Source organism: Dysosmobacter sp. HCP28S3_G4, assembly GCF_052065175.1.
In the GTDB taxonomy this organism is placed as follows: Bacteria; Bacillota; Clostridia; order Oscillospirales; family Oscillospiraceae; genus Oscillibacter.
This window is the reverse complement of the sequence record NZ_JBQHUP010000008.1, coordinates 15,980-39,815: the sequence shown is the minus strand read 5'-3', so window position 1 is coordinate 39,815 and position 23,836 is coordinate 15,980. Positions and strand designations below refer to the sequence as shown.

The 23,836-nt window shown below is 61.9% G+C and carries 17 protein-coding genes and 1 other annotated feature; of the genes, 8 read left to right on the top strand and 9 right to left on the bottom strand.

The features are described 5' to 3' along the window. Positions 1 to 24: 24 nt before the first annotated feature. From ACTNBU_RS03455 to ACTNBU_RS03445, 3 genes are all read right to left on the bottom strand, one after another. Positions 25 to 2,187 (bottom strand): Tex family protein, encoded by a 2,163-nt coding sequence (locus ACTNBU_RS03455; RefSeq protein ID WP_441030759.1) that lies wholly within the window; start codon positions 2,185 to 2,187, stop codon positions 25 to 27. 482 nt (positions 2,188 to 2,669) lie between these two features. Then, entirely contained in the window at positions 2,670 to 4,145 is a 1,476-nt protein-coding gene (locus tag ACTNBU_RS03450) for a uracil-xanthine permease family protein (protein ID WP_441030757.1), read from the bottom strand. Positions 4,146 to 4,199: 54 nt separating this feature from the next. After that, entirely contained in the window at positions 4,200 to 5,684 is a 1,485-nt protein-coding gene (locus ACTNBU_RS03445; RefSeq protein ID WP_441030755.1) for a DUF1846 domain-containing protein, read from the bottom strand. Positions 5,685 to 5,948: 264 nt separating this feature from the next. Between ACTNBU_RS03445 and ACTNBU_RS03440 the strand changes: the two genes are divergently transcribed. The 6 genes from ACTNBU_RS03440 (at position 5,949) to ACTNBU_RS03415 (ending at position 15,129) form a co-directional block, all read left to right on the top strand. Further along, entirely contained in the window at positions 5,949 to 7,223 is a 1,275-nt protein-coding gene (locus ACTNBU_RS03440) for an adenylosuccinate synthase (RefSeq protein ID WP_441030753.1), read from the top strand. 92 nt (positions 7,224 to 7,315) lie between these two features. Continuing rightward, the gene (locus ACTNBU_RS03435) at positions 7,316 to 7,924 is read left to right on the top strand and encodes a LysE/ArgO family amino acid transporter (protein ID WP_441030751.1); all 609 of its coding nucleotides are present in this window, start codon (positions 7,316 to 7,318) and stop codon (positions 7,922 to 7,924) included. A gap of 73 nt (positions 7,925 to 7,997) precedes the next feature. Beyond that, positions 7,998 to 9,416: an adenylosuccinate lyase gene (gene purB, locus ACTNBU_RS03430; RefSeq protein WP_441030750.1), complete on the top strand. Its 1,419-nt coding sequence runs from the start codon at positions 7,998 to 8,000 to the stop codon at positions 9,414 to 9,416. 191 nt (positions 9,417 to 9,607) lie between these two features. Then, positions 9,608 to 9,856: a binding site (T-box leader), on the top strand. A gap of 79 nt (positions 9,857 to 9,935) precedes the next feature. Next, positions 9,936 to 11,519 carry an asparagine synthase B gene (gene asnB, locus ACTNBU_RS03425; RefSeq protein WP_441030748.1) on the top strand — a complete coding sequence of 528 codons (1,584 nt, stop codon included), beginning with the start codon at positions 9,936 to 9,938 and terminating at the stop codon, positions 11,517 to 11,519. Positions 11,520 to 11,662: 143 nt separating this feature from the next. Next, positions 11,663 to 13,753 carry a glutamine synthetase III family protein gene (locus tag ACTNBU_RS03420; RefSeq protein ID WP_441030746.1) on the top strand — a complete coding sequence of 697 codons (2,091 nt, stop codon included), beginning with the start codon at positions 11,663 to 11,665 and terminating at the stop codon, positions 13,751 to 13,753. Between the two features lie 185 nt (positions 13,754 to 13,938). After that, a complete protein-coding gene (locus ACTNBU_RS03415; RefSeq protein WP_441030744.1) occupies positions 13,939 to 15,129 on the top strand; it encodes an SWIM zinc finger family protein in 1,191 nt (396 codons plus the stop codon). A gap of 187 nt (positions 15,130 to 15,316) precedes the next feature. Here ACTNBU_RS03415 and ACTNBU_RS03410 read toward each other — a convergent pair whose 3' ends face one another. The 6 genes from ACTNBU_RS03410 to ACTNBU_RS03385 form a co-directional block, all read right to left on the bottom strand. Then, on the bottom strand, positions 15,317 to 16,141 hold the full coding sequence (locus tag ACTNBU_RS03410; RefSeq protein WP_441030742.1) for an acetamidase/formamidase family protein: 825 nt from the start codon (positions 16,139 to 16,141) through the stop codon (positions 15,317 to 15,319). 91 nt (positions 16,142 to 16,232) lie between these two features. Continuing rightward, positions 16,233 to 17,456 carry an aromatic amino acid transport family protein gene (locus tag ACTNBU_RS03405; RefSeq protein ID WP_441030740.1) on the bottom strand — a complete coding sequence of 408 codons (1,224 nt, stop codon included), beginning with the start codon at positions 17,454 to 17,456 and terminating at the stop codon, positions 16,233 to 16,235. Positions 17,457 to 17,612: 156 nt separating this feature from the next. After that, positions 17,613 to 18,422, bottom strand: coding sequence for a LytR/AlgR family response regulator transcription factor (locus ACTNBU_RS03400; protein WP_441030738.1), 810 nt, complete (start codon positions 18,420 to 18,422; stop codon positions 17,613 to 17,615). After that, positions 18,394 to 19,797: a sensor histidine kinase gene (locus tag ACTNBU_RS03395; protein WP_441030736.1), complete on the bottom strand. Its 1,404-nt coding sequence runs from the start codon at positions 19,795 to 19,797 to the stop codon at positions 18,394 to 18,396. Before ACTNBU_RS03395 ends, ACTNBU_RS03400 begins: the two co-directional genes overlap by 29 nt. 215 nt (positions 19,798 to 20,012) lie before the next feature. Beyond that, on the bottom strand, positions 20,013 to 20,831 hold the full coding sequence (gene murI / locus ACTNBU_RS03390) for a glutamate racemase (protein ID WP_441030734.1): 819 nt from the start codon (positions 20,829 to 20,831) through the stop codon (positions 20,013 to 20,015). Positions 20,832 to 21,227: 396 nt separating this feature from the next. Then, positions 21,228 to 21,797 carry a hypothetical protein gene (locus ACTNBU_RS03385; protein WP_441030732.1) on the bottom strand — a complete coding sequence of 190 codons (570 nt, stop codon included), beginning with the start codon at positions 21,795 to 21,797 and terminating at the stop codon, positions 21,228 to 21,230. Between the two features lie 234 nt (positions 21,798 to 22,031). On the opposite strand from ACTNBU_RS03385, the gene ACTNBU_RS03380 reads away from it, so the two are divergent. Both ACTNBU_RS03380 and ACTNBU_RS03375 read left to right on the top strand, forming a co-directional pair. Then, entirely contained in the window at positions 22,032 to 23,111 is a 1,080-nt protein-coding gene (locus tag ACTNBU_RS03380) for a sensor histidine kinase (RefSeq protein WP_441030730.1), read from the top strand. Further along, positions 23,108 to 23,815, top strand: a complete 708-nt coding sequence (locus ACTNBU_RS03375; protein WP_441030728.1) for a response regulator — start codon at positions 23,108 to 23,110, stop codon at positions 23,813 to 23,815. The genes ACTNBU_RS03380 and ACTNBU_RS03375 overlap by 4 nt, the downstream gene beginning before the upstream one ends. Positions 23,816 to 23,836 lie beyond the last annotated feature (21 nt).

The following is a 23,836-nucleotide window of genomic DNA, read 5'->3' as shown; positions in this document are numbered from 1 at the left end:
GTTCTGTCCCTGATCGGGATCTCCTCACTTTGCCTGCCGCATGGACAGGCTGATGCGCTTTTTCTTCTCGTCCACGTCCAGCACCACGACCTTCACGATGTCTCCCACGGACACCACCTCGGAGGGATGTCGGATGAACCTGTCCGCCACCTGGGAGATGTGGACCAGACCGTCCTGATGGACGCCGATGTCCACGAACACGCCGAAGTCGATGACATTCCGCACGGTGCCCGTCAGCACCATGCCGGGCTTTAGGTCCTTCATCTCCAGCACGTCCGTCCGGAGGATGGGCTTGGGCAGGTCGTCCCGGACGTCCCGTCCCGGCTTCAGCAGCTCCGCCGCGATGTCCCGCAGGGTGGGCTCACCCACGCCGCAGGCCTCCGCGGCCCGGTCCCAGCCCATGGCCTTTACCTTCTGCGGCAGGTCGGCAATGGCGCCCGCCGCCACGTCCGCCAGAGAGTGGCCGGTGAGGGCCAGCAGCTTTTCCGCCGCGGCATAGCTCTCGGGATGGACGGCGGTGTTGTCCAGCACAGACTTGCTCTCCGGAACCCGCAGGAAGCCGGCGCACTGCTCAAAGGCCTTGGGACCCAGCTTGGGTACTTTTAAAATCTGCTTCCGGCTGGTGAAGGCGCCGTTTTCCTCCCGGTATTTCACCACGTTTTTGGCCGTGGTGCCGTTCAAGCCCGCCACGTAGGTCAGCAGAGACGGCGACGCCGTGTTCACATCCACGCCCACGGCGTTGACACAGTCCTCCACCACGCCGCCGAGGGCCTCGTCCAGCCGCTTGGGGGGCATGTCGTGCTGATACTGGCCCACGCCGATGGCCTTTGGCTCGATCTTCACCAGCTCCGCCAGCGGATCCTGGAGCCGCCGGGCGATGGACACGGCAGAGCGCAGGTTCACGTCGTACTGGGGAAATTCCTCCGCCGCCAGCTTCGATGCGGAGTACACCGACGCCCCGGCCTCGGAGACGATCATATAGCTGACGGCGATGCCCTGGGCGCCCAGCTGATGGATCAGCTCCACGGCCATTTGTTCCGTCTCCCGGCTGGCAGTGCCGTTGCCGATGGCAATGTGTTCCACGCCGTGCTTTTTGATGAGCTTCGCCAGGGCGGCGATGGCCTCGTTTTTCTGCCGCTCGCCGTAGGTGGGATAGACCACGGCGGTATCCAGCACCTTGCCGGTGCCGTCCACTACCGCCACCTTGCAGCCCATGCGGTAGCCGGGGTCCAGGCCCATGGTGACCTTTCCCTTCACCGGCGGCTGCATCAGCAGGGGACGGAGGTTCAGGGCGAACTGGCCGATGGCACCCTCGTTGGCGGTATCCGTCAGGGTGTTCCGCACCTCCCGCTCCAGAGAGGGGAACAGCAGGCGGTCGTAGGCGTCCTCCGCCGCGGCCTTGACGAACTCCATGGCCCGGCTGCCGGGCAGCACCACCGCCCGCCGGACGGTCCGCAGGGCCAGCTCCCGGTCGATGACGACGGAGACCTTCAGCTTCTCCTCCTTCTCACCCCGGTTGATGGCCAGAACCTGATGGCCCTGGAGCTTCCGCACGGGCTGGGTGAAGTCGTAGTACAGCCGGTACACGGTGTCCTCGTCGGTGGCGGCCTCGGAGCGGAGGTCCGCGTGGTCCATCAGCAGCTCCCGGAGCTTTTTCCGCAGCTCCGCGTCGTCGCTGATCCGCTCGGCGATGATGTCCGACGCCCCAGCCAGGGCGTCCTCCGCCGTCTCCATGCCCTTCTCCGGATCAATATACTTCCCTGCCTCCTCCAGGGGCTCCGGGCAGTCGGGCCCTTGGGCAAACAGAATGTCCGCCAGCGGCTCCAGGCCCTTCTCCTTTGCGATGGTGGCCCGGGTCCGGCGCTTTTGTTTGTAGGGGCGGTACAGGTCCTCCACCTCCGCCAGGGTCTGGGCACCGTCGATGGCGGCGGACAGCTCCGGCGTCAACTTGCCCTGTTCCTCGATGGATTTTTTCACAGCCTCCCGCCGGTCACAGAGGCCCCGGAGGTGCTGGAGCCGCTCCTCCAGCGTCCGGAGGGCGGTGTCGTCCATGGCACCGTGCAGCTCCTTGCGGTAGCGGGCGATAAAGGGGATGGTGTTTCCCTCGTCCAGCAGCCGCACCACGTTCTCCACGTGCTGGGGCTGCTTGTTCAGTTCCTGTGCCAGTTGTGCAATGATCGGGTCCATAGGAGTTCCTTTCTCCGGAAGCGGGGATGATTGACTGGGATAAAAGCAGCTCCCGGTGTCAGTATTGTGACATCGGGAGCGCGGAAATGTCAAGCTGAAACTGAACGAATATCTCTTTTCGCAAAACAGAAGACGGAGCGGTCGGAGAGGACGCTCTGATCCGAAAGATAAAGAGGAGGGGGCAGCGCCCCCTCCTCTCAGCTTGTCGAAAAACCCTGCCTGAAGGAAAAGAGTCTTTTTTTGCAGGGGGAGTACGAGGGGGCGGGAGCCCCCTCGTATTGGATCGAATGCCTGCAAAAAGCCTGTGCCAGCAGGCGTTTGCGCCGCGCAGCGGCAGCTTTTCGGCCCGATGCGCGGGCAGAAAAGCGAGGCATTATGAAGGCTGTTGAAAAAGTCCAATGGACTTTTTCGACAGCCTGAGAGGAGGGGGCAGCGCCCCCTCCTCTGCTGATGCTGTCAGCGGTTCTCCGTCAGTCCGCGGATCACTTGCCGGAGGATTCCCACTCCGCCTCTTTCTGGGCCCGCAGTTCCGCCATGTGGGCGGCGGCCTCCTCGGCGGCGTAGTCGTCGCGGCCCTTGGGGATCAGGACGTTCAGCACGATGGCCAGCAGGGCGGCGGGCACGATGCCGCTGCCGCCGAACACCAGATTCACATTGGCGCCCAGGCCGGCGATGGCCCCGGGGGTGGCGCCCAGGCCGTAGCCCACGCCCAGGGCCACGGAGACGATGGTGATGACCCGGCTGGTGACGCCGTGCTTGGTGATGAGCTGGATGCCGGAGATGGCGATGGAGGAGAACATCATCACGGCGGCACCGCCCAGGACGGGCTGGGGCATAATGGACACCACAGCGGCCAGCTTGGGGCTGAGGCCGCACAGCACCAGGAAGATGGCGCCCATGGCCAGGGCGAAGCGGTTGACCACCTTGGTCATGGCCACCAGGCCCACGTTCTGGGAGAAGGAGGTGTTGGGCAGGACGCCGAACAGGGCCGCGAAGGAGGAGCCCAGGCCGTCGCAGGTGACGGCGCCGGACAGCTCCTTGTCCGTGGCCTCACGGCCCATGCCGCCCTCGATGCAGCCGGCGGTGTCGCCCACCGTCTCCACAGCGGTGACGATGAACATGATGCAGATGGGGATGATGGCCGCCATGTCAAACACTGGCTTCACCGGCAGCAGGGCCGGAATGGAGAACCAGGCGGAGTCAGCGATCTTGGACCAGTTCAGCACCCAGGCCTTGGTGTACTCCACGCCCTCGGCGTTGATGGCGGTGTGGGGCAGGGCGGCGCCCAGAATGGCGCACAGGATGTAGCCGAAGATGATGCCGAACAGAATGGAGGACGTGGAGGTGATGCCCTTGGTGAAGTGCTTCAGCACCACGATGACCACCAGCACGGCGGCGGCAATGGCCAGGTTTTCCAGAGAGCCGAAGTCCTTGGCGCCGGAGCCGCCGGCGAAGGAGTTGACGCCCACGGAGATCAGGCTCAGGCCGATGGCCAGCACCACGGTGCCGGTGACCACCGGGGGGAAGAGCTTCCGCAGGGGCTTGATGAAGAAGCCCAGCACCGTCTCAAACAGGCCGCCAACGATGGATGCGCCCAGCACGGCACCGTAGGCGATGACGCCGCCGCCCATGGTGGTGGCCACGCTCTTCATAACGCCCAGGAAGCCGGAACTGGTGCCCATGATGATGGGGACCTTGCCGCCGATGGGGCCGATGGCGTACAACTGCACCAGGGTCACCAGACCCGCCACCAGCATGGCGTTCTGGAGCAGCGTCACATACAGTGCCGGTTCATCGGCGATGATGCCGCAGGCACCGCAAATGATGATCAGCGGCGTCAGATTGCCCACAAACATGGCCAGCACGTGCTGGATGCCCAGGGGGATGGCGTACTTCAGGGGAATGCGGCCCTCAAACTCGTAAGGGCTGGAATAGGTGCGCGTTTCCTTGGATTTCATAAGTCTCCCTCTTTCCTCTGCGTATTACAGCACCGGGCACACCACCCGGAACGGTCACTTGTGATACAGTGCCTTGGTCTCATACCTGGGTTCACAGGTGACGTTGACGCCCAGCCGCTTCAGCAGCTTGCGGTCCACCTCGGAGAGCATGACGGTGAAGTGGGCGTCCGCGCCCCGGAGATGGGGCAGCTGCTCCTGGGCCCGTTCCGCCAGGGGATTGGTCAGGGCGGAGACTGCCAGGGCCATCAGCACCTCGTCGGTGTGGAGCCGGGGGTTCTTGTGGCCCAGGTACTGGGTCTTCAGCCGGCACACCGGCTCCAGCGCCTGGGCGGAGATCAGCTCAAACTGGTCGCCGATGCCGCCCAGGGCCTTCAGGGCGTTCAGCAGCAGGGCGGACGCCGCGCCCAGCGTGTCGGAGGTCTTGCCGGTGATGAGACGGCCGTCCGGCAGGACCATGGCGCCGGCGGGGCCGCCGGTGGCCTCCGCCTTTTGGAGGGACGCCGCCACCGCCGGGCAGATGTCCGGCGTGACGCCGGCCTGACGCATCACCAGCTCCAGCTTCCGCACCGTCTCGTCGGTGCACTTGCCGGTGAGCCGGTCGCCGCAGGCGGTGTAGTACCGCCGCAGGATCTCCTGCCGGGAGGCGGCGCGGCAGACCTCGTCGTCCACGATGCAGTTGCCGGCCATGTTGACGCCCATGTCCGTGGGGGAGCGGTAGGGGGACTTCCCCTGGATCTTCTCAAAGATGGCGTTGAGCACCGGGAAGATCTCCACGTCCCGGTTGTAGTTCACGGCGGTCTTGCCGTAGGCCTCCAGGTGGAAGGGGTCGATCATGTTCACGTCGTTCAGATCCGCCGTGGCGGCCTCGTAGGCCAGATTCACCGGGTGCTTCAGGGGCAGGTTCCAGATGGGGAAGGTCTCGAACTTGGCGTATCCGGCGGTGACGCCCCGCTTGTGCTCATGGTAGAGCTGGGACAGGCAGGTGGCCATCTTGCCGCTGCCGGGGCCGGGGGCTGTCACCACCACCAGGGAGTGGGAGGTCTCGATATAGTCGTTTTTCCCCAGGCCGTCGTCGCTGACGATATGGGCCACGTTGGAGGGATATCCCGCGATGGGATAGTGGTGATAGCAGCGGATGCCTAGGGACGTCAGCCGCTGATGGAAGGCGTCCGCGGCGGCCTGTCCGGTGTACCGGGTCAGCACCACGCTGCCCACATACAGCCCCAGGCTCCGGAACACATCAATGAGTCGCAGCACGTCCTCGTCGTAGGGGATGCCCAGGTCGCCCCGGACCTTGTTCTTCTCGATGTCCCCGGCGTTGATGGCGATGACGATCTCCACGTCCTCCTTCAGCTTCAGCAGCATCCGCATCTTGCTGTCCGGCTCGAAGCCCGGCAGCACCCGGGAGGCGTGATAGTCGTCAAACAGCTTGCCGCCGAACTCCAGATACAGCTTGCCGCCGAACTGGCCGATGCGCTGCCGGATCTGCTCCGACTGCATGGTGAGATATTTCTGATTGTCAAATCCAATACTGCCCATATATTTTGCCCCTCTGTCTATTTTATCAGTTCTCTCGGTTTTACCGTTCCGGGAAAAGTATACCATGCCCCGCCGATTTTGGAAAGCCGTTCCCGGTATTTTCAAAAGAGACAATTTGCAGAAGACTATTAGAAAAAATTATCATGAATATTATAATTTTGTGCTTTACTTATGGAAAAAGCCCCGATATAATATTTAAGGTTTGGTGCCTGACGGCATCGGGCCCTGAAACTGGAATCATATAAAACCGGGAGGTTTTTCATTATGTCTAACTGCGCGATCGTTGGTATCAACTGGGGCGACGAGGGAAAGGGCCGCATGGTGGACCTGCTGACCCAGGACTACGATGTGGTCATCCGCTATCAGGGCGGCGGCAACGCCGGCCATACGGTGGTGAATGAATTCGGCAAGTTCGCCCTGCATCTGCTGCCCTCCGGCATCTTCCGTCCGGGTGTGGTGAACATCCTGGGCAACGGCGTGGCGCTGGACCCGGAAAATCTGTGGGTCGAAGTGGAGGACATCCGCTCCAAGGGCGTGGCCATCACGCCGGACAACCTGAAGATCAGCGACCGGGCCTCTCTGCTGCTGCCCTGGCACCGGGAACTGGACGGCCTGGAGGAGGCCCGTCTGGCGGACAAGAAGTACGGCTCCACCAAGCAGGGCATCGCGCCCTTCTATTCCGACAAGTTCCAGAAGAAGACCATCCAGGCCGGTGAGCTGCTGTATCCCGAGCATCTGAAGGAGCATCTGGCGGACATTCTGGAGTGGAAGAACCTGACCCTCCAGAAGGTCTACGGCGCCAAGGGCTACACCATGGACGAGATGCTGGCCTGGTTCGAGAACTACGGCGAGAAGATCAAACCCTTCGTGTGCAACACCACCGCCTATCTGCGGGACGCTCAGCGCGAGGGAAAGCGCCTGCTGTTCGAGGCCCAGCTGGGCTCCCTGCGGGACCTGGACTACGGCATCTATCCCTACACCACCTCCTCCAATCCCATCGCCTCCTACGCGCCTGTGGGCTCCGGTCTGCCCGCCGCGAAGCTGGACAAGATCGTGGGCGTGGTGAAGGCCTACTCCTCCTGCGTGGGCGAGGGCCCCTTCACCTGCGAGTGGTTCGGCGAGGAGGCGGAGAAGCTCCGGGAGGCCGGCGGCGAGTACGGCGCCAAGACCGGACGTCCCCGCCGCGTGGGTCCCATCGACCTGGTGGCCACCCGCTACGGCGTGGAGTGCCAGGGCGCCACGGACATCGCCCTCACCAAGCTGGACGTGCTGAGCTACATGGACGAGATCCCCATCTGCGCCCACTACGAGCTGAACGGCCAGCGTACCGACGAGTTCCCCTTCCCCGCCGTGCTGGCCGACGCCAAGCCGGTGGTGGAGACCGTCCCCGGCTGGAAGTGCGACATCTCCGGCGTCCGGAAGTGGGAGGACCTGCCCAAGGAGGCCCAGGACTATGTGCTGCTGGTGGAGAAGGCCATCGGCTGCCCCATCACCTACGTGTCCGTGGGTCCCGAGCGGGATTCCATCATTCTGCGCTGACCTGAATTTTTCGGCTCTCCCGCGTCATCACGGGAGAGCCGCTTTCCCGTTCGACCCTGTTGACTGCTGCTGACGAGCTGCTTTTTGTCGTTATGGAATATTTGACCGGTCTCACCATGGGCCTTGCGTATGTGGCCCCCATCGGGCTGCAGAACCTGTTTGTCATCAACACCGCCCTGACCGCACCCCGGCGGCGGGCTGTCACCACGGCACTGGCGGTGATCTTCTTTGATGTCTCCCTGGCCCTTGCATGCTTTTTCGGCGCGGGCTTTCTGATGGACCGCCTGCCCTGGCTGCGGCTGCTGCTTCTGGGCGCGGGCAGTCTGGTGGTGCTGCACATCGGCATCGGCCTGCTGCGGTCCAGGGAGGAGGCGCTGGCCGCCGGAAAGACGGAGGGTTCCTTCCTGCGGGCGGTGGGCACCGCTTGCGTGGTCACATGGTTCAATCCCCAGGCCGTTCTGGACGGAACGCTGATGCTGGGGGCCTTCCACGCCTCCCTCAGCGCCGCCGGAGGGCTCCGCTTCATCTGCGGCGTGGCGTCCGCCTCCTGCCTGTGGTTTTTGGGCGTCACGCTGGGCATCTCCCTGTTCTCCGCACGGTTTACCCCCAGGATCCTGCTGTGGATCAACCGGATCTGCGGCTGTGTGGTGATCTTTTACGGATTGAAGCTGCTGGGGAGTTTTTTCACCACCGTTTTCTGAACGTCATTTCCGGACCTCTCCGCGGCGGTCCCGCCGGGGGAGACCCTTAATTTTCTCTTTTGGAGGTTTTCCTATGTCCAAAGACCGTTACGAATCCCCCCTGGCGTCCCGATACGCCTCTGATTTCATGCTGCACCTGTTCTCCGCCGACATGCGCATCCAGACCTGGCGGCGGCTGTGGGTGGCCCTGGCCCGGGCGGAGCACAATCTGGGCCTCCCCGTCTCCCAGGAGCAGGTGGACGAGCTGGCCGCCCATATCACCGACATCGACTATGACATGGCCGCCGCCCGGGAAAAGGAGGTCCGCCACGACGTCATGGCCCACGTCTACACCTACGGCAAGGCCGCTCCCTCCGCCGCCGGCATCATCCACTTGGGCGCCACTTCCTGCTACGTCACCGACAACGCGGACCTGGTGATCTACCGGGAGGGCCTGCGGTATCTCCGGGGCGAGCTGCTGGCGGTGCTGGCCAACCTCTCCAAGTTCGCGGAGCAGTACAAGGCCATGCCCACCCTGGGCTACACCCACTATCAGCCCGCCCAGCTGGTGACGGTGGGCAAGCGGGCCACCCTCTGGATGCAGGACTTCCTGTCCGATCTGGAGGAGCTGGACTTCGTGCTGGAGAACATGAAGTTCCTGGGCTGCCGGGGCACCACCGGCACCGAGGCCAGCTTCGTGGACCTGTTCGAGGGCGACGGTGAGAAGATCGACGAGATGAACCGCCAGATCGCCGCCGAGTTCGGCTTCGACAAGTGCTTCCCCGTCTGCGGCCAGACCTATCCCCGGAAGGCGGACAGCCGCATCCTGAACGTTCTCAGCTCCATCGCCCAGAGCTGCTACCGCATGGCCAACGACATCCGTCTGCTGCAGCATGACCGGCAGGTGGAGGAGCCCTTCGAGAAGAACCAGATCGGCTCCAGCGCCATGGCCTACAAGCGGAACCCCATGCGGTCCGAGCGTATCTGCTCTCTCAGCCGCTATCTCATGGCCGACGCCATGAACGCCCCCATGACCGCCTCCGTCCAGTGGATGGAGCGGACCCTGGACGACTCCGCCAACCGCCGCATCTCCATGCCGGAGGGCTTCCTCTGCGCCGACGCCATCCTGCGGCTGGCCCAGAACGTCACCGACGGCCTCCATGTGAACGAGAAAGTGGTGGAGGCCACTTGCCGGGAGTACCTGCCCTTCATCGCCACCGAGAACCTGATGATGGAGGGCGTCAAACGGGGCGGCAACCGCCAGGAGCTGCATGAGATCATCCGCACCTGCTCCATGGCTGCCACGGCCAAAATGAAGGAGGGCGAGAAGTGCGACCTGCTCCACCGTCTGGCGGCGGAGTCTGCCTTCGGCATGACCGAGGCGGAGATGGAGGCCGTGCTGGACCCGAAGCTGTACATCGGCCGGTGCCCCGCCCAGGTGGACGCGTTCCTGGCTCAGGTGCGGCCCCTGCTGGAGGGCGCCTCCGACGAAAAGCCGGAGATCAACCTGTAACTTGCAGAAAAGCCACGGAACGGCGACAGTTGTCGCTGTTCCGTGGCTTTCTTTCGTGGATTTGCCCATGACATACGGAAAAATTGCAAGGTAATTCCTCTGGATTTTGGCGAATTTGACGTTGACAGGGACGCCCCTTCGGTGATAAACTGCTAACATCAATCAAGAATTGATGCCAAAACCCAACATCGACAACGGCGTTGATGGAGAAAAGTACCGCAGAAGTTCCGTTTCAGTGAGCGGGAGACAGTGGAAACCCCGTACCAGAGTCTGCGCGAAGAACACTCCGTAGCTGCAATCCGAAAGCGGGAGACCGCCAGTAGGTGCGACGAGTTGTGATCGTTACATCACACGGGCTTGTTGGAGCCTTGAAGGTGACCGGTCCCCATTGGGGAAGGTAAATTAGGTGGCACCGCGGATAGCAGCTATTCGTCCTAAAATTCAGGATGTAGCTGCGTTTTTTATACCCATTCCGGCAGACCGAGCCGGGAGGGGAAAAAATCCGGAGGTGCTTTATTTATGTGCGCGATCATGGGATTTTCCACGAAGGACCTGAGCAAAGAAGAGATCCAGAAGTATTTCGACCGTACCGTATCCCGGGGACCTGACATGTCCCGGATCATCGAGACCAAGTCCGGCTACCTGTGCTTCCACCGGCTGGCCATTATGGGCCTTACCGAGGCCGGCATGCAGCCCTTTGAGTTGGACGGCGACTATGTGGTCTGCAACGGCGAGATCTACGGCTTCCGCCCCATCAAGCGCCAGCTGGCGGAAAAAGGCTACCAGTTCAAGAGTGGCAGCGACTGCGAGATCCTGCTCCCCATGTTCCATGAGTACGGCCTGAGCATGTTCTCCCGTCTGGACGCCGAGTTCGCCCTGGTGATCTACGACTCCATGACCGACTCCCTCATCGCCGCCCGGGACCCCATCGGCATCCGTCCCCTGTTCTACGGCTACGACAAAAACGGGAACATCATCTTCGCTAGCGAGGCCAAGAACCTGGTCGGCCTCTGCGCCGAGGTCTGCCCCTTCCCGCCGGGCCACTATTACGCCTACGGCAAGTTCGTCCGCTATGCGGACCTGACCACCGTCAAGTCCTACAGCAAGGACGATCTGGAGACCGCCTGCAAGAAGATCCGCGACAAGCTTATCGCCGGTGTGGATAAGCGTCTGGACGCCGACGCCCCTCTGGGCTTCCTGCTGTCCGGCGGCCTGGACTCCTCCCTGGTGTGCGCCATCTCCTCCCTGATCCTGGGGAAGAAGATCCGCACCTTCGCCATCGGCATGGATAAGGACGCCATCGACCTGAAGTACGCCAAGGAGGTGGCCGACTACATCGGCGCCGACCACACCGAGGTCTTCATGACCCGGGAGGACGTGATCCGCTCCCTGCCGGAGGTCATCGCCATGCTGGGCACCTGGGACATCACCACCATCCGCGCCAGCATGGGCATGTACCTGTGCTGCAAGGCCATCCACGAGCAGACAGATGTCCGGGTTCTGATGACCGGCGAGATCTCTGATGAGCTGTTCGGCTATAAATACACCGACTTCGCTCCCTCCCCCGAGGCCTTCCAGCAGGAGGCCAAGAAGCGGGTGGATGAGCTTCACATGTACGACGTACTCCGGGCGGACCGCTGCATCTCCGTCAACTCCATCGAGGGCCGGGTGCCCTTCGGCGATCTGGACTTCGTGAAGTACGTCATGAGCATCGATCCCAAGCTGAAGGTCAACACCTACGACATGGGCAAGTACCTGCTGCGCCATGCCTTTGAAAAGGACCACCTGCTGCCGGAGGATATCCTGTGGCGCCAGAAGGCCGCCTTCTCCGACGCCGTGGGCCACTCCATGGTGGACGATCTGAAGGCCTACGCCGAGGAGAAGTACACCGACGAGGAGTTTGAGACCCTTCGCCGCAAGTACGATTACTGCCAGCCCTTCACCAAGGAAAGCCTGCTGTACCGGGAGATCTTCGAGCAGTACTACCCCGGCCAGGCCCGCATGATCAAGGATTTCTGGATGCCAAACAAGGAGTGGGAGGGCTGCAATGTCAACGATCCCTCCGCCCGGGTGCTGTCCAACTACGGTGCCAGCGGCAAGTGATGCCGGATTTTTGGCGGTTTTTAGGATATCTGCCGATTTTGCCTGGAAAAACATTCTGCGTTTAGAAGTATTACCAATTGCTTTTTCTGTGTGTTTTCCATTAAGATATCACCAACCAGAACGATAACAGGAGGATGAAAGCTATGAGCACGACTGAAAAGAAACTTCCCGAGCTGTTCGGCAGCATGGTCTTTAATGAGGATACTATGCAGCAGCGGCTGTCTCCCGCGTCCTATAAGGCGTGGAAGAAGTGCATTACGGACGGCACCTCTCTGGACCTGTCCATCGCCAATGAGATCGCGGAAGCCATGAAGCAGTGGGCCTGCGAGAAGGGTGCGACGCACTTCACCCACTGGTTCCAGCCCATGACCGGCGTCACCGCCGAGAAGCACGACAGCTTCATCACTCCCGTGGGCGGCGGCAAGGTGATCCTGGAGTTCTCCGGCAAGGAGCTGGTCCGCGGCGAGCCCGACGCCTCCTCCTTCCCCTCCGGCGGCCTGCGCGCCACCTTCGAGGCCCGCGGCTACACCGCCTGGGACCCCACCGCCTTCGCCTTCATCAAGGACGACACCCTGTGCATTCCCACCATTTTCTGCTCTTACTCCGGCGAGGCGCTGGATAAGAAGACCCCCCTGCTGCGCTCCATGGACGAGGTCAGCCGTCAGGCCATCCGCATTCTGCGGCTGTTCGGCGACACGGAGTCCAAGCGGGTCGTGGCCCAGGTGGGTCCCGAGCAGGAGTACTTCCTGATCGATAAGGCCGACTATGTGAAGCGCAAGGACCTGCGCTTCACCGGCCGCACCCTGTTCGGTGCCAAGCCCCCCAAGGGCCAGGAGCTGGAGGATCACTACTTCGGCGCCATCCGTCCCCGTGTCACGGCCTACATGAAGGATCTGGACACGGAGCTGTGGAAGGTGGGCGTTCTCTCCAAGACCAAGCACAACGAGGTTGCCCCCTGCCAGCATGAGATGGCCCCCATCTACTCCGACGCCAACAGCGCCTGCGATCAGAACCAGCTGGCCATGGAGCTGATGAAGAAGGTGGCCGAGAAGCACGGCCTGGTCTGCCTGCTCCATGAGAAGCCCTTCGCCGGCGTCAACGGCTCCGGCAAGCACGATAACTGGTCCCTGTCCACCGATACCGGCAAGAACCTGTTTAAGCCCGGCTCCACTCCCAGCCAGAACGCCCAGTTCCTGCTGTTCCTGGCCGCCTTCATCAAGGGCGTGGATGAGTATCAGGACTTCCTGCGGGCCACCGTGGCCTTCGCGGGCAACGATCACCGCCTGGGCGCTCAGGAGGCACCTCCCGCCATTATCTCCATCTTCCTGGGCGATGACCTGAACGCCGTGGTGGAGTCCATCATCAAGGGCACCGAGTACAAGGATGCCGGTAAGCGCACCCTGGAGATCGGCGTGGACGTTCTGCCTGCCATTCCCCAGGACAACACCGACCGGAACCGCACCTCCCCCATGGCCTTCACCGGCAACAAGTTTGAGTTCCGCGCTCTGGGCTCCTCCCAGTCCATTTCCGGTCCCAATATCGCCCTGAACACCATCATGGCCGAGGAACTGGAGCAGTTCGCGGACATTCTGGAGAAGTCCTCCGACTTCCAGGGCGATCTGGCCAAGCTCATCAAGAAGACCTTCACCGAGCATCAGCGCATCATCTTCAACGGCAACGGCTATGATGACGCGTGGGTGGTGGAGGCCGAGAAGCGCGGCCTGTGCAACCTGAAGTCCACCGCCGACGCCCTGCCCGCCTACATCGCCTCCAAGAATGTGGATCTGTTCGTCAAGCACGGCATCTACACCAAGGGCGAAGTCCAGGCCCGCTATGAGATCCATGTGGAGAACTACACCTCTGTGATCCGCATCGAGGCCAACACCATGGTGGATATGATCAAGCACGACATTCTGCCCGCCGTCTCCGGCTACGCCACCGATCTGTGCGAGCGTGCCGACTGCAAGGAGGCCGCCGGTGTTGCCTGCCGCTATGAGAAGAGCGTGGCCGCCGAGGTCGCCAAGCTCACCGATGAGCTGATGGACGCCTGCATGCAGCTGGAGGCTGATGTGGCCAAGATCCCCGCCGCTGCCGAGGAGGCCATGCAGTACAGCCATTCTGTGGTGGTGCCTGACATGAACGCCGCCCGCGCCATTGCCGATTCCCTGGAGACCATGACCGCCAAGGAGTATTGGCCTTTCCCCGTGTACAGCGACATTCTGTTCTACAACTGAGTTTACAAGTTTATTCTCCTCCTTTTTCCATTGCCAAGCCATTGTCAGAGGCCGTGTATCGTAGGATACACGGCCTTTGGCATTTGAAAGACCGGCCCTGAGAGCCGCAAAGAGGGCTTGCGTTTGGGCGGGATCGCCGTATACTGTTGACAGGAGCATCGGAAGACGGCACAGGGGGTGACGGAGTGGACAGGAACTGGCGGTTATCCTTTTCCCAGGTCATTCTGGAGCGGGGCGTGCGCTACTGCCGGCACGGGCTGGTGGAGCCGCTGAGACAGGAGGGCGGCCGGGTGCTGACATCAGTCCATGGCAGCCGGGTGTATCCGGTGGAGCTGGTGGTGAAGGACGGCGCCGTTACGGGGATGCAGTGCGGCTGCCCCCATGCGGCTGCCGGCCATGCCTGCAAGCACATGGCGGCGGCACTGTTCGCGCTGGAGGAGCGCGGCTGGCCGGCTCAAAGCGCAGAGGAACCGCCCCTGCCGGAGGACGGCGCCAAAGGAACCGCGACGGGAGACGGCAATCCTGATCAATGGCGGCGGTTTCTGGATCTGCGGGTCCTTCCCTTGGTAGAACAGGGGCTGCTGGATAAGGCGTTTCTGCTGACGGGGACTATCCTGCCGGACATTGCGGAACAGGCCGCGGCGTCTCCGAACAAGAGCTTCCGAGAGCTGGAACGGGAGTGCCTTTCCCTGCTGATGGAGATCGCCGGGAAGTCCGCTCCCCGGCAGCGCATGGAGATGTACCGCTGGCTGGAGGAGACCCGTTCCCGGCAGGAGGATGGCCCGGGCGCGGAACGGCTGCTGGAGGTGCAGCTGTCGGCGTTTCACGAGCCTGCCCTGCTGCGGAAAAATCTGGATCTGCTGGACAGGCTGTTGGCGCATACGCCGGAGCAGGACCGCCGCAGGATGGAGACATACGTGGTCCGCCGCCTGGGGATCATGAGAGAGCTGGATGCTCCGGCGGAGACGATGGCGGCGTTCCGGAGGCAATACCGGCACCTCCCTGCCGTCCGTGAAGCGGAAGTGCATGAACTACTGAGGCAGAAACAGTATGGCCCAGCCATTGATCTGCTGAAGGAGGGCAAGCGTCTGGACGGAGAAGATCCGGAATTCGCGGCAGACTGCAGCAGCCAGCTGATTCGGCTCTACCAGCGGCTGGGCCGGTGGAGAGAATGCCGGGAGGAGCTTTTGTTCCATGTCTTTGCGTTTCCCCAGGAGGAGCCTGCCCATCTTCAGGCGCTGAAAGCCCTGACGCCGGAGGATGAGTGGCCGCCGCTGCGAAAAGCGCTGCTGGCGTCGCCCACGGTGTCCGGACCGCAGAAAGCATTTCTGGCGGAGGGATCGGATGGACCGGAGCCGCGGAAGACGACCCGGTGATCATCGGCGGCAGACGGCCCATGGAAAGATCGGAGCCCGGAGGAACAGCCTCCGGGCTCCTGTATTTTGCGAAAAAACTCCTGCCGCAGGTTCTACCCTGCGGCAGGAATCCCCCGTTTTCTCTTTCTGTTGTTTTCTCTCTATCTTTGATCCACCGTCCGGTCAACGGCGACCCAGGGACGGATGATCACAGGGTCTGGATGCGGGTGTCGAACTTGGGGCAGTGGAGACGAACCGTCACGTTGTCGTCCACCACCTCGCAGATCTGGGCGTCGCAGGTGGCGCTCATCAGCCGGTAGGCGTCCGGGAAGCTGAGGTCCAGCTTCTTCATCAGGAACTCCACCACGTCCGCCGTGGCCACCTTGATGCTCTCGTTCAGCGTGGAGCGGGAGGCCAGGAAGTAGATGCCGTCAAAGGTCTCAATGACGGGGCGCTGGATGGGCCGGTCGTGGTAGACCGTCACCTTCAGGCACATGCGGCCGGCGATCTCAATGCCGGTGCCGGACAGCTCGCCGTCTCCCATACAGGCGTGCATATCGCCCACGGCGAGGCCCGCGCCCTCGATATTCACGGGGAAGTAGACCCGGGAGCCCACCTTCACCAGCTTCGTGTCCATGTTGGCGCCGTGGTCATCGGGGACGGCGCAGTGGATCTCGCCGGACTTGGGGGCCACGCCCATGACGCCGATCATGGGCGTCAGAGGGATCTTGATGGTGTCGGAGAAATGGGCGAAGCCGTCGTGGACGGGGATGATCTTGGTGTCCGGCTCGGTGATGCGGTCACCCAGCACGCCCAGGCCCACGGAGGTCACCATCACGCCCTGGGGCGCCAGATCGATGGCCAGGACCTCCACGCACAGCGTGTCGCCGGGATGGGCGCCCTCCACGTCGATGGGGCCCACGGCGCAGTCCATGATGCCGATGTCGATGTCGGGGCGCTTCACGGAGGCGTCGGTGATCTGACCGGAGTAGCAGTCGTCCGCTTCCACCCAGAAGACCTCACCGTCCTGCACGGTGTAATTCGCCTTGTTTGTAGTGTTGAAATGGAAAATGACTTTGTCTTTCGGAATCACACGCATGACGTCTTACCAGCCTTTCTCCGGATCACCAACCGGCGGGCAGAATGCCGGCCATGGAGCAGATGAAGTAGATGGCGGCCAGGGAGAACACCACGATGATGATGCCCTGGATCAGGGGATTGGCATACCAGCCGCACTTCCACTCGGGCTCGATGTCGCCCTCCTTCCGGGCCTTGTTGACCATCAGCACGGGGATGATCGACATGATCACGCCGCCGAAGGTGCCGGCCCAGCCGATGGCGTCCACGAAGCTGACGAAGCCGCCGTAGGCCAGAATGAAGGGAGGCAGAACGGTGCAGATGATGGCGATGAGACGGGTCTTGGTGTCATGCTCATTCTTCAACTTGAACATGTCCACGATGTTGGTGAGCATGGAGCCGCCCACGGCCCAGTAGGAGGTCATCATGGCGCACAGAGCGAAGATGTTGGCGGTGTAGAGCGCCCAGGTGCCCAGCGCCTGGCCCCAGGCCAGCGTGGCGACCTCGGTGACATCATCCGCGCCGGTGAGGCTCAGCACGGCCAGAGGCACGACGGCCAGCAGAATGCCGGTGACGAACATACCGGCGACGATGGCGACGGGCAGCTTCTTGGGGATGTGGCGCATGCCGCGGGCCAGCTCAGGCACCGCATACTGCGCGATGTAGCAGAAGATGGCGCTGCTCAGCAGGGGCACCGCGTAGGTCCAGTCGGAGTAGATGGCGCGGGAGACGTCGGCCTTGCCGGACAGGAAGGACGCCAGCACGATGACAGCCAGCAGCACCACCATGCCGGTGGACATGAACTTCTCCCAGAGGCCAGTGGCCTTCAGTCCCAGCCAGACCACCAGAACGCAGGGAACGGTGAACAGCAGGCTGCCGGCCCAGTTGGGCAGGCCCAGCAGGGTGCAGAGAATGTTGCCGGAGCCGGTGGTGTAGGCTACCATGCAGCCGATGGAGTTGGCGCACACAGAGATGAAGATCAGCACCGAGCCCAGCTTGCCCACGTATTTCTGCGCCAGGCCGGGCAGCTGCAGGGGCTTCTTGGTACGGAGCGCGGTCTCGGCCACATACAGCATGGAGAACGTGGTGAACACACCCGCCACGATCAGCCACAGAACCAGGATGGGCCAGCCGGCCTTGCGGGAAGAATACGCAAGACCCAGAATGCCGGAGCCGATGTTGGCGCCAACGATGATGGCCGCCGCCTCGTACAGGGTCAGCTTTGTTACCTTAAGAGCGCCTTCCTCGACCTGTACATTTTTTTCTTCCATATCCTCTTCCTCCTCGTTGTGATTTCACCCTTCGCAAAGGATGTACCTGTATTATAACACGGACAGGACAACGAAAGGACAACAAATCGAAAATGCAAATTCGGGGGATTTTTTCCTGAAAATTCTTCCAGCGCCAAGCCAATTTTGCAGAATTTATCAGAGCAGCTTGCAGGAAAGCGCCGCAGCCGTCAGCTCGGCCCAGCTGTACTGGGCCATGAATTCCCCAGTGAAGGCGGACATGGCCCGGGTGTCTCCCTTCAGGAGACGGTAATAGTCGCAGTCCAGCTTCTCTGCATCCACGCTGAGGCAGTTGCGGCCCTTCAGGATCACATCCTCGCAGCCTGCCGCCCGCAGCGTCTTCATCAGGTCGGACTTGAAGGTCTCCATTTGGTTTTTCAGGGCGCTGCCGTATTCCCGGTCCTCGAAGATGATGGCGGCAATCTCCTTGATGGAGCAGGTGGCGCCGCTGCGGTAGACCAGATAGGCAAACAGCTCCTTGGACTTTGCCCGGGAGAATTTCAGCGGTTTTCCGTGGAAAAACACCTCAAAATTGCCGAAGCAGTTCACCACCAGGGAATCGCTCCGGGCCGCCGTCCGGACGGTGCCCTGGATGATGTCCAGCTCCTCCCGCACCGACTCGGCGGTGACGGGCTTCATCAGATAGCCCCTGGCGTGGAGGGAGTAGGACTCCAGAGCGTACTGTGGGTAGGCAGTGACAAAGACGATCTCCAGCTGGGGAAGGACCTTGCGCAGCTCCGTGGCCAGCTGCAGGCCGGTCCAGCCCCGCATCTGGATGTCCAGAAACGCCACGTCCGGACGGATGGCCTTCTTCCGCACGGCCTCCAGAGCCGCGGAGGGCGAGTTGTAGGGGCAGATGGTCTCGCCGGGAGCTGCCTCCTCCAGGGCGTTGGTCAGGTCGGCCAGAGCCAGGACCTCGTCATCGACTGCCAGAAAGCAATGTTTCATACAGAGTTCCTCCTTGTTTGGGGATGGAGAGTACCGCCACCGTGCCGGCGCCGGGGGTGGACTGGATGTCCAGCGTCCCGCCGCACATGGAGGCCAGCCGCTCCCGCACGTTGATGATGCCCACATGCTCCTGATTGGACGGCATGGGGGAACTGGTATCAAAGCCCACGCCGTCGTCTGTCACGGTGATGAGATAGTATTTGGCGCTCTCGGCTGTGGAGATGGTCACGGTCCCGCCGCTCTCCCGCTGCATGACCCCGTGGCGCACCGCGTTTTCCACAATGGGTTCCAGCGTCAGGGACGGGACGGAAAACTGGGTGACCGGCGTCTCATAAATGACCTGCAGTTCGTCTCCGTAGCGCATTTTCTCCAGTCGGAGATAGTGCTGGGTGTGCTCCAGCTCCCGGGAAAAGGGAATGCAATGCTCGTTTTCCAGGCAGTTGAGGTTGGCCCGGAGATAGCTGGTGAAGTCCAGCAGCGCCTCCTCCGCCTTTTTCGGATCGATGCGGCACAGGGCCCGGATGCCGGTGAGCACATTGTAGAGGAAGTGGGGCCGAATCTGACTGAGCATAATGGCAATCCGCTGCCGCACCAGGGCCTCCTCCTGCTGTTTTTCATACTCCATCTGGACGCTGACATACAGGCTTAGCAGGGACAGCGCCGCCACCGTGTAGGCCAGCGTCATCTTCACCAGCACGATATCCACCGCGATGGCGGCCAGCACCACCAGCTCGTAGAAGAGGAACGACACGGCCTTGCGGTTGGTGAGCATCCGGCGGAAATAGAAGATGATGCCCAGCGTCACTACCACAGGCACGGACAGAAAGAATAAGAAGACCCAGGGGTGGTCCCAGAGGTGCCATGGCTGGGTCCTGCTCCTGGCAGTGATCTGGGAGATGATGACCAGAAACAGGCCGTCCGCGCAGAGGCCGCCCACCAGCCAGGCGAACCGCTTCAGCTCCCGCTTGTCCTCGTTGACATAACTCAGAAGATAGATGGTATACACCACCATCAGGGGAAAGCCCATGGCGTCCCGCAGGAAGGCGCCCAGCCACTGGGCGAAGCCCGCCCAGGGCGCAGTCTCCATGCCGATGCCCCAGGCGAACACGTCGCCCAGCATTCCGATGGTGACGATGACCAGCATCCAGAGAAACAGCCGCACGAACAGGCGCTTCAGCCGTCCGCTGCGCACGATGCTGATATAGGTGGAGGTGGTCAGCAGGGAGAACATCAGCTCCAGCATCACCGAGGATACGGTGTAATAGCTGTATTCTCCCCCCTGCCCTACGGCCCAGAGGGTGCGGAACAGCAGAACCACCGCCAGACCGATCACGCCGTAGGCCGCTGTGTAGATCACAACTTTTTTCTGTTTCACGCTGCCGCCCCTTTCTGCTCCGTTGTCCGGTTTCCCACAGAGAAGTGGGAAACCGTCTGCCGCATGAGACCAGTTTAGAGTATTTATGCGAAAGAATCAACCGTCAGCTGCACGGAGAACGCCAGGGACGGACCGTAGATATCAAAAAACCAGCGCGGGCCGGTGTCCGGAGACACGACCCGCGCTGGCCGTTTCAATTGCAGGAATACAGGCGCTCAGTATTTCTCAATGTCGATCTCCTGAGCGTGGCCATGGATGTCCTGGGACAGGAAGATATTTGCGATCTTCTCAAACTCGCCCAGCCGTGCGCTGCAGAAGTAGGAGGCGGTGCCCGCCGCGGTCTTCTCAGCTAGATCGCCGGTCCTGGTCAACTCCGCCAGCAGCGCTCTGGCAGACTCTCCGCCGGAGTCCACCAGGGAGACGTCGGGACCCATGTAGGCCTGCACCACTTCCCGGATCAGCGGATAGTGGGTGCAGCCCAGGATCACGGTGTCCACGCCCTCGGCCTTGATGGGGGCCATATACTCCGCCACGGCGGCCTCGATCTCGGCGTCGCCCGGGCTGATGTGGCCGCTCTCGATGAGGGGGACCAGCTTGGGGCAGCCCTTGGCGAAGATGCGGACTTCCGGGCACATGCGGAGCAGTGCCTGGTCATAGGCCCCGCTGAGGACCGTGGCCTGGGTGGCGATGATGCCGATGCGCTTGTTTTTGGTGGCCTGGAGAGCCGCCGCGGCCGCCGGCTCGATGGTGCCCAGAATGGGGATGCCCGGATTCTCCTGGCGCAGCGTATCGATGGAGTTGGCGGTGATGGTGTTGCAGGCGATGAGGATGGCCTTCAGGTCATAGGTCCGCAGGAACCGCACATCCTGGCAGGACAGCTGGGTGATGTCCTCCTTGGTGCGGGAACCATAGGGGACCCGGGCAGTGTCGCCGAAGTAGACGACGCTCTCGCTGGGGGCAGCGGCCTGGAGTGCCCGGACGCCGGTCAGGCCGCCGACGCCGGAATCAAAAATGCCAATGGGACGGTTATCCATGGTATTTCATGCTCCTTTCAAAATAATGTGTTATATAAATCATACGTATGCACACAAAAAGCGGCCGCAAAACGGTGAACGCCCCTGGGGCCATCCAGTAAAACAAACCGCCGTGCAGAAGGGACCCCGCCGGGGAGACGGCGGGAGCCGGATCACAGCCAACTCTCTTATAGCACATTTCAGTGGTCCTGTCAATCTGGCGCGGCCCTGGGGCATCTTGTGAAACGGAGCCGCGGATGGTATGATAAATAAAAGACCATCCGCTCTCTGACGGCGGACAGCGGGATGCCGGATCCCGTCTGCCAAAGTGGTCTGACAGACGGGATCCGGCATTGAATTGGGAAAAGAGGGAGCATAAAAAACCGGCGGCCCGGTGAGGGCGCGGTGCCCGGGAGATCAGGCCGCCCCAGCCTGACCCAGCAGCGGGACGGCATCCTCCAGATTTGCCACATTGTAGAGGACCAACCCCACGGCGTTGTTGTCCGACGAGACGCCGGGCTGATCCGCAGGATGAGAGGAGCGCCAGCGCAGCTGACGGCCCACGTCCTCCAGGGCCCTGGAGCCCAGCACCAGGCAGTCGTTGGGGGCTTCATCCTGCACCAGACGGAACGCATCCACGCAGTCCAGGCGCATGGAGAAAATGGTCTTGCTCCGCTGCATCAGAATGACCCGCTGGTCCGTGATCCAATAGCGGGTTCCCAGAATATTGTAGCGGTCCACCAGGGGCGAGAGGATCAGCAGCAGGGAAATGCCGATCACCACCGTCAGGAATCCGGGGCTGACGGGGTCGTTGTTCATCATATAGACGATGATCAGGGCAGACGCCAGCACGGCAACGGAGATCCATTTGATCAGGATCTTTCTCCCGTTGCCCGCGTGCCGGTCCAGCAGCGCGAAGGGGGCGGGACTGCCGCTCCAGAGCACCTGCTCGCCGTCGTTCAAAATTTCTCTCAGCTTCTCATCCATGGTCTGTACCTCCTTATTATGGAAAAACAGATAGAGGGACTTCCGTTTCCTGCCATATTTATCATACCGGTTTTTGTGTTTAACCGGTGACAAGAGCGGCCGAAAAGGCGTTCAGAGGCTGTAAAAAATACCCCGTCCGCCGTCGGTTCCTTAGCACGTTCTTAACGGAAAATCTGATATACTGAAATAGAACTGAACAGCAGAATACAGCGGAGAAAAGAGGGAGAGCATCCGGTGAAAAAAGGAAAAATGGAGCGGCTGTTTCACTTCTCGTGGCGGGATTTTCTGATCCTGGTGGCCATCATGTTCTGCGCCACCAGCCTCTGCTGGTTCATGCGGATCCTGGACAGCAGCGGCGAGTTTGCCACCCTGATCTATGTCATGGCCGTGCTGCTGGTCTCCCGTCTGACCAACGGCTTTCTGTACGGCCTGATCGCCTCCATCCTGGGGGTCATCGCCGTCAACTTCTTGTTTACTTACCCCTACCGGGAGTTCAACTTCACCATCGCGGGCTATCCCCTGACGTTCCTCACCATGCTGATGGTGTCCATCATGACCTGCACCCTCACTGCCCAGCTCAAGCAGCAGGAGAAGCTGCGGCTGGAGAACGAGCGGGAGAAGATGCGCGCCAACCTGCTGCGCTCCGTCTCCCACGATATCCGCACGCCCCTGACCTCCATTGTGGGCTCCACGGCCACTATCCTGGAGAACCCAAACCTCTCCCAGAAGGAACAGCGGACCCTGCTGGAAGACGCCCGGGACGAGGCCCAGTGGCTGATCCGCGTGGTGGAGAACCTGCTGAGCATCACCCGTATCAGCGGCCGAGAGCAGGCCCACATCACAAAAGAGCCGGAGGCGGCGGAGGAGATCCTGGGAGAGGCAGTGCGGAAATTCCGCAAGCGGTTCCCGGAGGTGACGGTGACGGTGGTGGCGCCGGACACGCTGCTGATGGTGCCCATGGACCCCATTCTCATTGAGCAGGTCCTGGCGAATCTGCTGGAGAACGCGGTGATCCACGGCCAGAACACCTCCCGCATCCAGGTCTCCGTCTGCCGGGAGGGCGGCTGGGCCCGGTTCGACGTACGGGACAACGGCTGCGGGATCCCCCGCGGCAAGCTGAATTCCCTGTTCACCGGGGTCCTGCAGGAGAGTGAGGAGACCTCGGGAGATAAAAAACGCAACATGGGTCTGGGACTGGCGGTGTGCACCTCCATCGTCAGCGCCCACGGTGGGACAATGGAAGCCGACAATATGCCGGAGGGCGGCGCGGATCTGATCTTCCGGCTGCCCCTTGATGAGGAGGAAGACGCATGACGATACGGGATAAGATCTTAGTGGTAGAGGATGAGCAGAGCATTGCCCGCTTCATTTCCGCCATCCTCAACGCAAACGGCTACGAGACGCTCATGGCTCAGACCGGCAGCGAGGCGCTGTCCATCATCTCGTCCACCTGTCCGGATCTGGTGATCCTGGATCTGGGCCTGCCGGACATGGACGGCACCGAGATCCTGCGGGACCTGCGGAGCTGGTCCAGCCTGCCGGTGGTGGTGGTCTCCGCCCGCTCCCATGAAAAGGACAAGGTGGAGGCCCTGGACATGGGCGCCGACGACTATCTGACCAAGCCCTTCGGCACCGACGAGCTGCTGGCCCGTGTGCGGGCGGCCATCCGCCACACCCGCACCGCCTCCGGAAACGACGAGGTGGCCCGTCAGGGCACCTACACCGTGGGAGACATGGTCATCGACTACAACAAGCACCAGGTGCTGATCAACGGCGAGAACGCCAAGCTGACCCTCAGCGAGTTCCGCATCGTGGCGCTGCTGGGGAAATTCGCCGGCAAGGTGCTGACCTACGACTACATCATCCGGGAGCTATGGGGGCCCCGGGCGGGAAACGACAACCAGATCCTCCGGGTGAACATGGCCAACATCCGGCGGAAGATCGAGAAGAACCCGGCGGAGCCCCAGTACATCTTCACGGAAGTGGGCGTCGGCTACCGCATGGCCGAGGGTGAATAATATCCATACATAGAAAAAGAC

What these genes read in the sequence shown, in the direction of transcription:
- murI (WP_441030734.1), bottom strand. Translation starts at nt 20,831, where the DNA reads ATGGATAACCGTCCCATTGGCATTTTTGATTCCGGCGTCGGCGGCCTG.
- ACTNBU_RS03440 (WP_441030753.1), top strand. Translation starts at nt 5,949, where the DNA reads ATGTCTAACTGCGCGATCGTTGGTATCAACTGGGGCGACGAGGGAAAG.
- ACTNBU_RS03385 (WP_441030732.1), bottom strand. Translation starts at nt 21,797, where the DNA reads ATGGATGAGAAGCTGAGAGAAATTTTGAACGACGGCGAGCAGGTGCTC.
- ACTNBU_RS03450 (WP_441030757.1), bottom strand. Translation starts at nt 4,145, where the DNA reads ATGAAATCCAAGGAAACGCGCACCTATTCCAGCCCTTACGAGTTTGAG.
- ACTNBU_RS03445 (WP_441030755.1), bottom strand. Translation starts at nt 5,684, where the DNA reads ATGGGCAGTATTGGATTTGACAATCAGAAATATCTCACCATGCAGTCG.
- ACTNBU_RS03405 (WP_441030740.1), bottom strand. Translation starts at nt 17,456, where the DNA reads ATGGAAGAAAAAAATGTACAGGTCGAGGAAGGCGCTCTTAAGGTAACA.
- ACTNBU_RS03435 (WP_441030751.1), top strand. Translation starts at nt 7,316, where the DNA reads ATGGAATATTTGACCGGTCTCACCATGGGCCTTGCGTATGTGGCCCCC.
- ACTNBU_RS03455 (WP_441030759.1), bottom strand. Translation starts at nt 2,187, where the DNA reads ATGGACCCGATCATTGCACAACTGGCACAGGAACTGAACAAGCAGCCC.
- purB (WP_441030750.1), top strand. Translation starts at nt 7,998, where the DNA reads ATGTCCAAAGACCGTTACGAATCCCCCCTGGCGTCCCGATACGCCTCT.
- ACTNBU_RS03375 (WP_441030728.1), top strand. Translation starts at nt 23,108, where the DNA reads ATGACGATACGGGATAAGATCTTAGTGGTAGAGGATGAGCAGAGCATT.
- ACTNBU_RS03420 (WP_441030746.1), top strand. Translation starts at nt 11,663, where the DNA reads ATGAGCACGACTGAAAAGAAACTTCCCGAGCTGTTCGGCAGCATGGTC.
- asnB (WP_441030748.1), top strand. Translation starts at nt 9,936, where the DNA reads ATGTGCGCGATCATGGGATTTTCCACGAAGGACCTGAGCAAAGAAGAG.
- ACTNBU_RS03400 (WP_441030738.1), bottom strand. Translation starts at nt 18,422, where the DNA reads ATGAAACATTGCTTTCTGGCAGTCGATGACGAGGTCCTGGCTCTGGCC.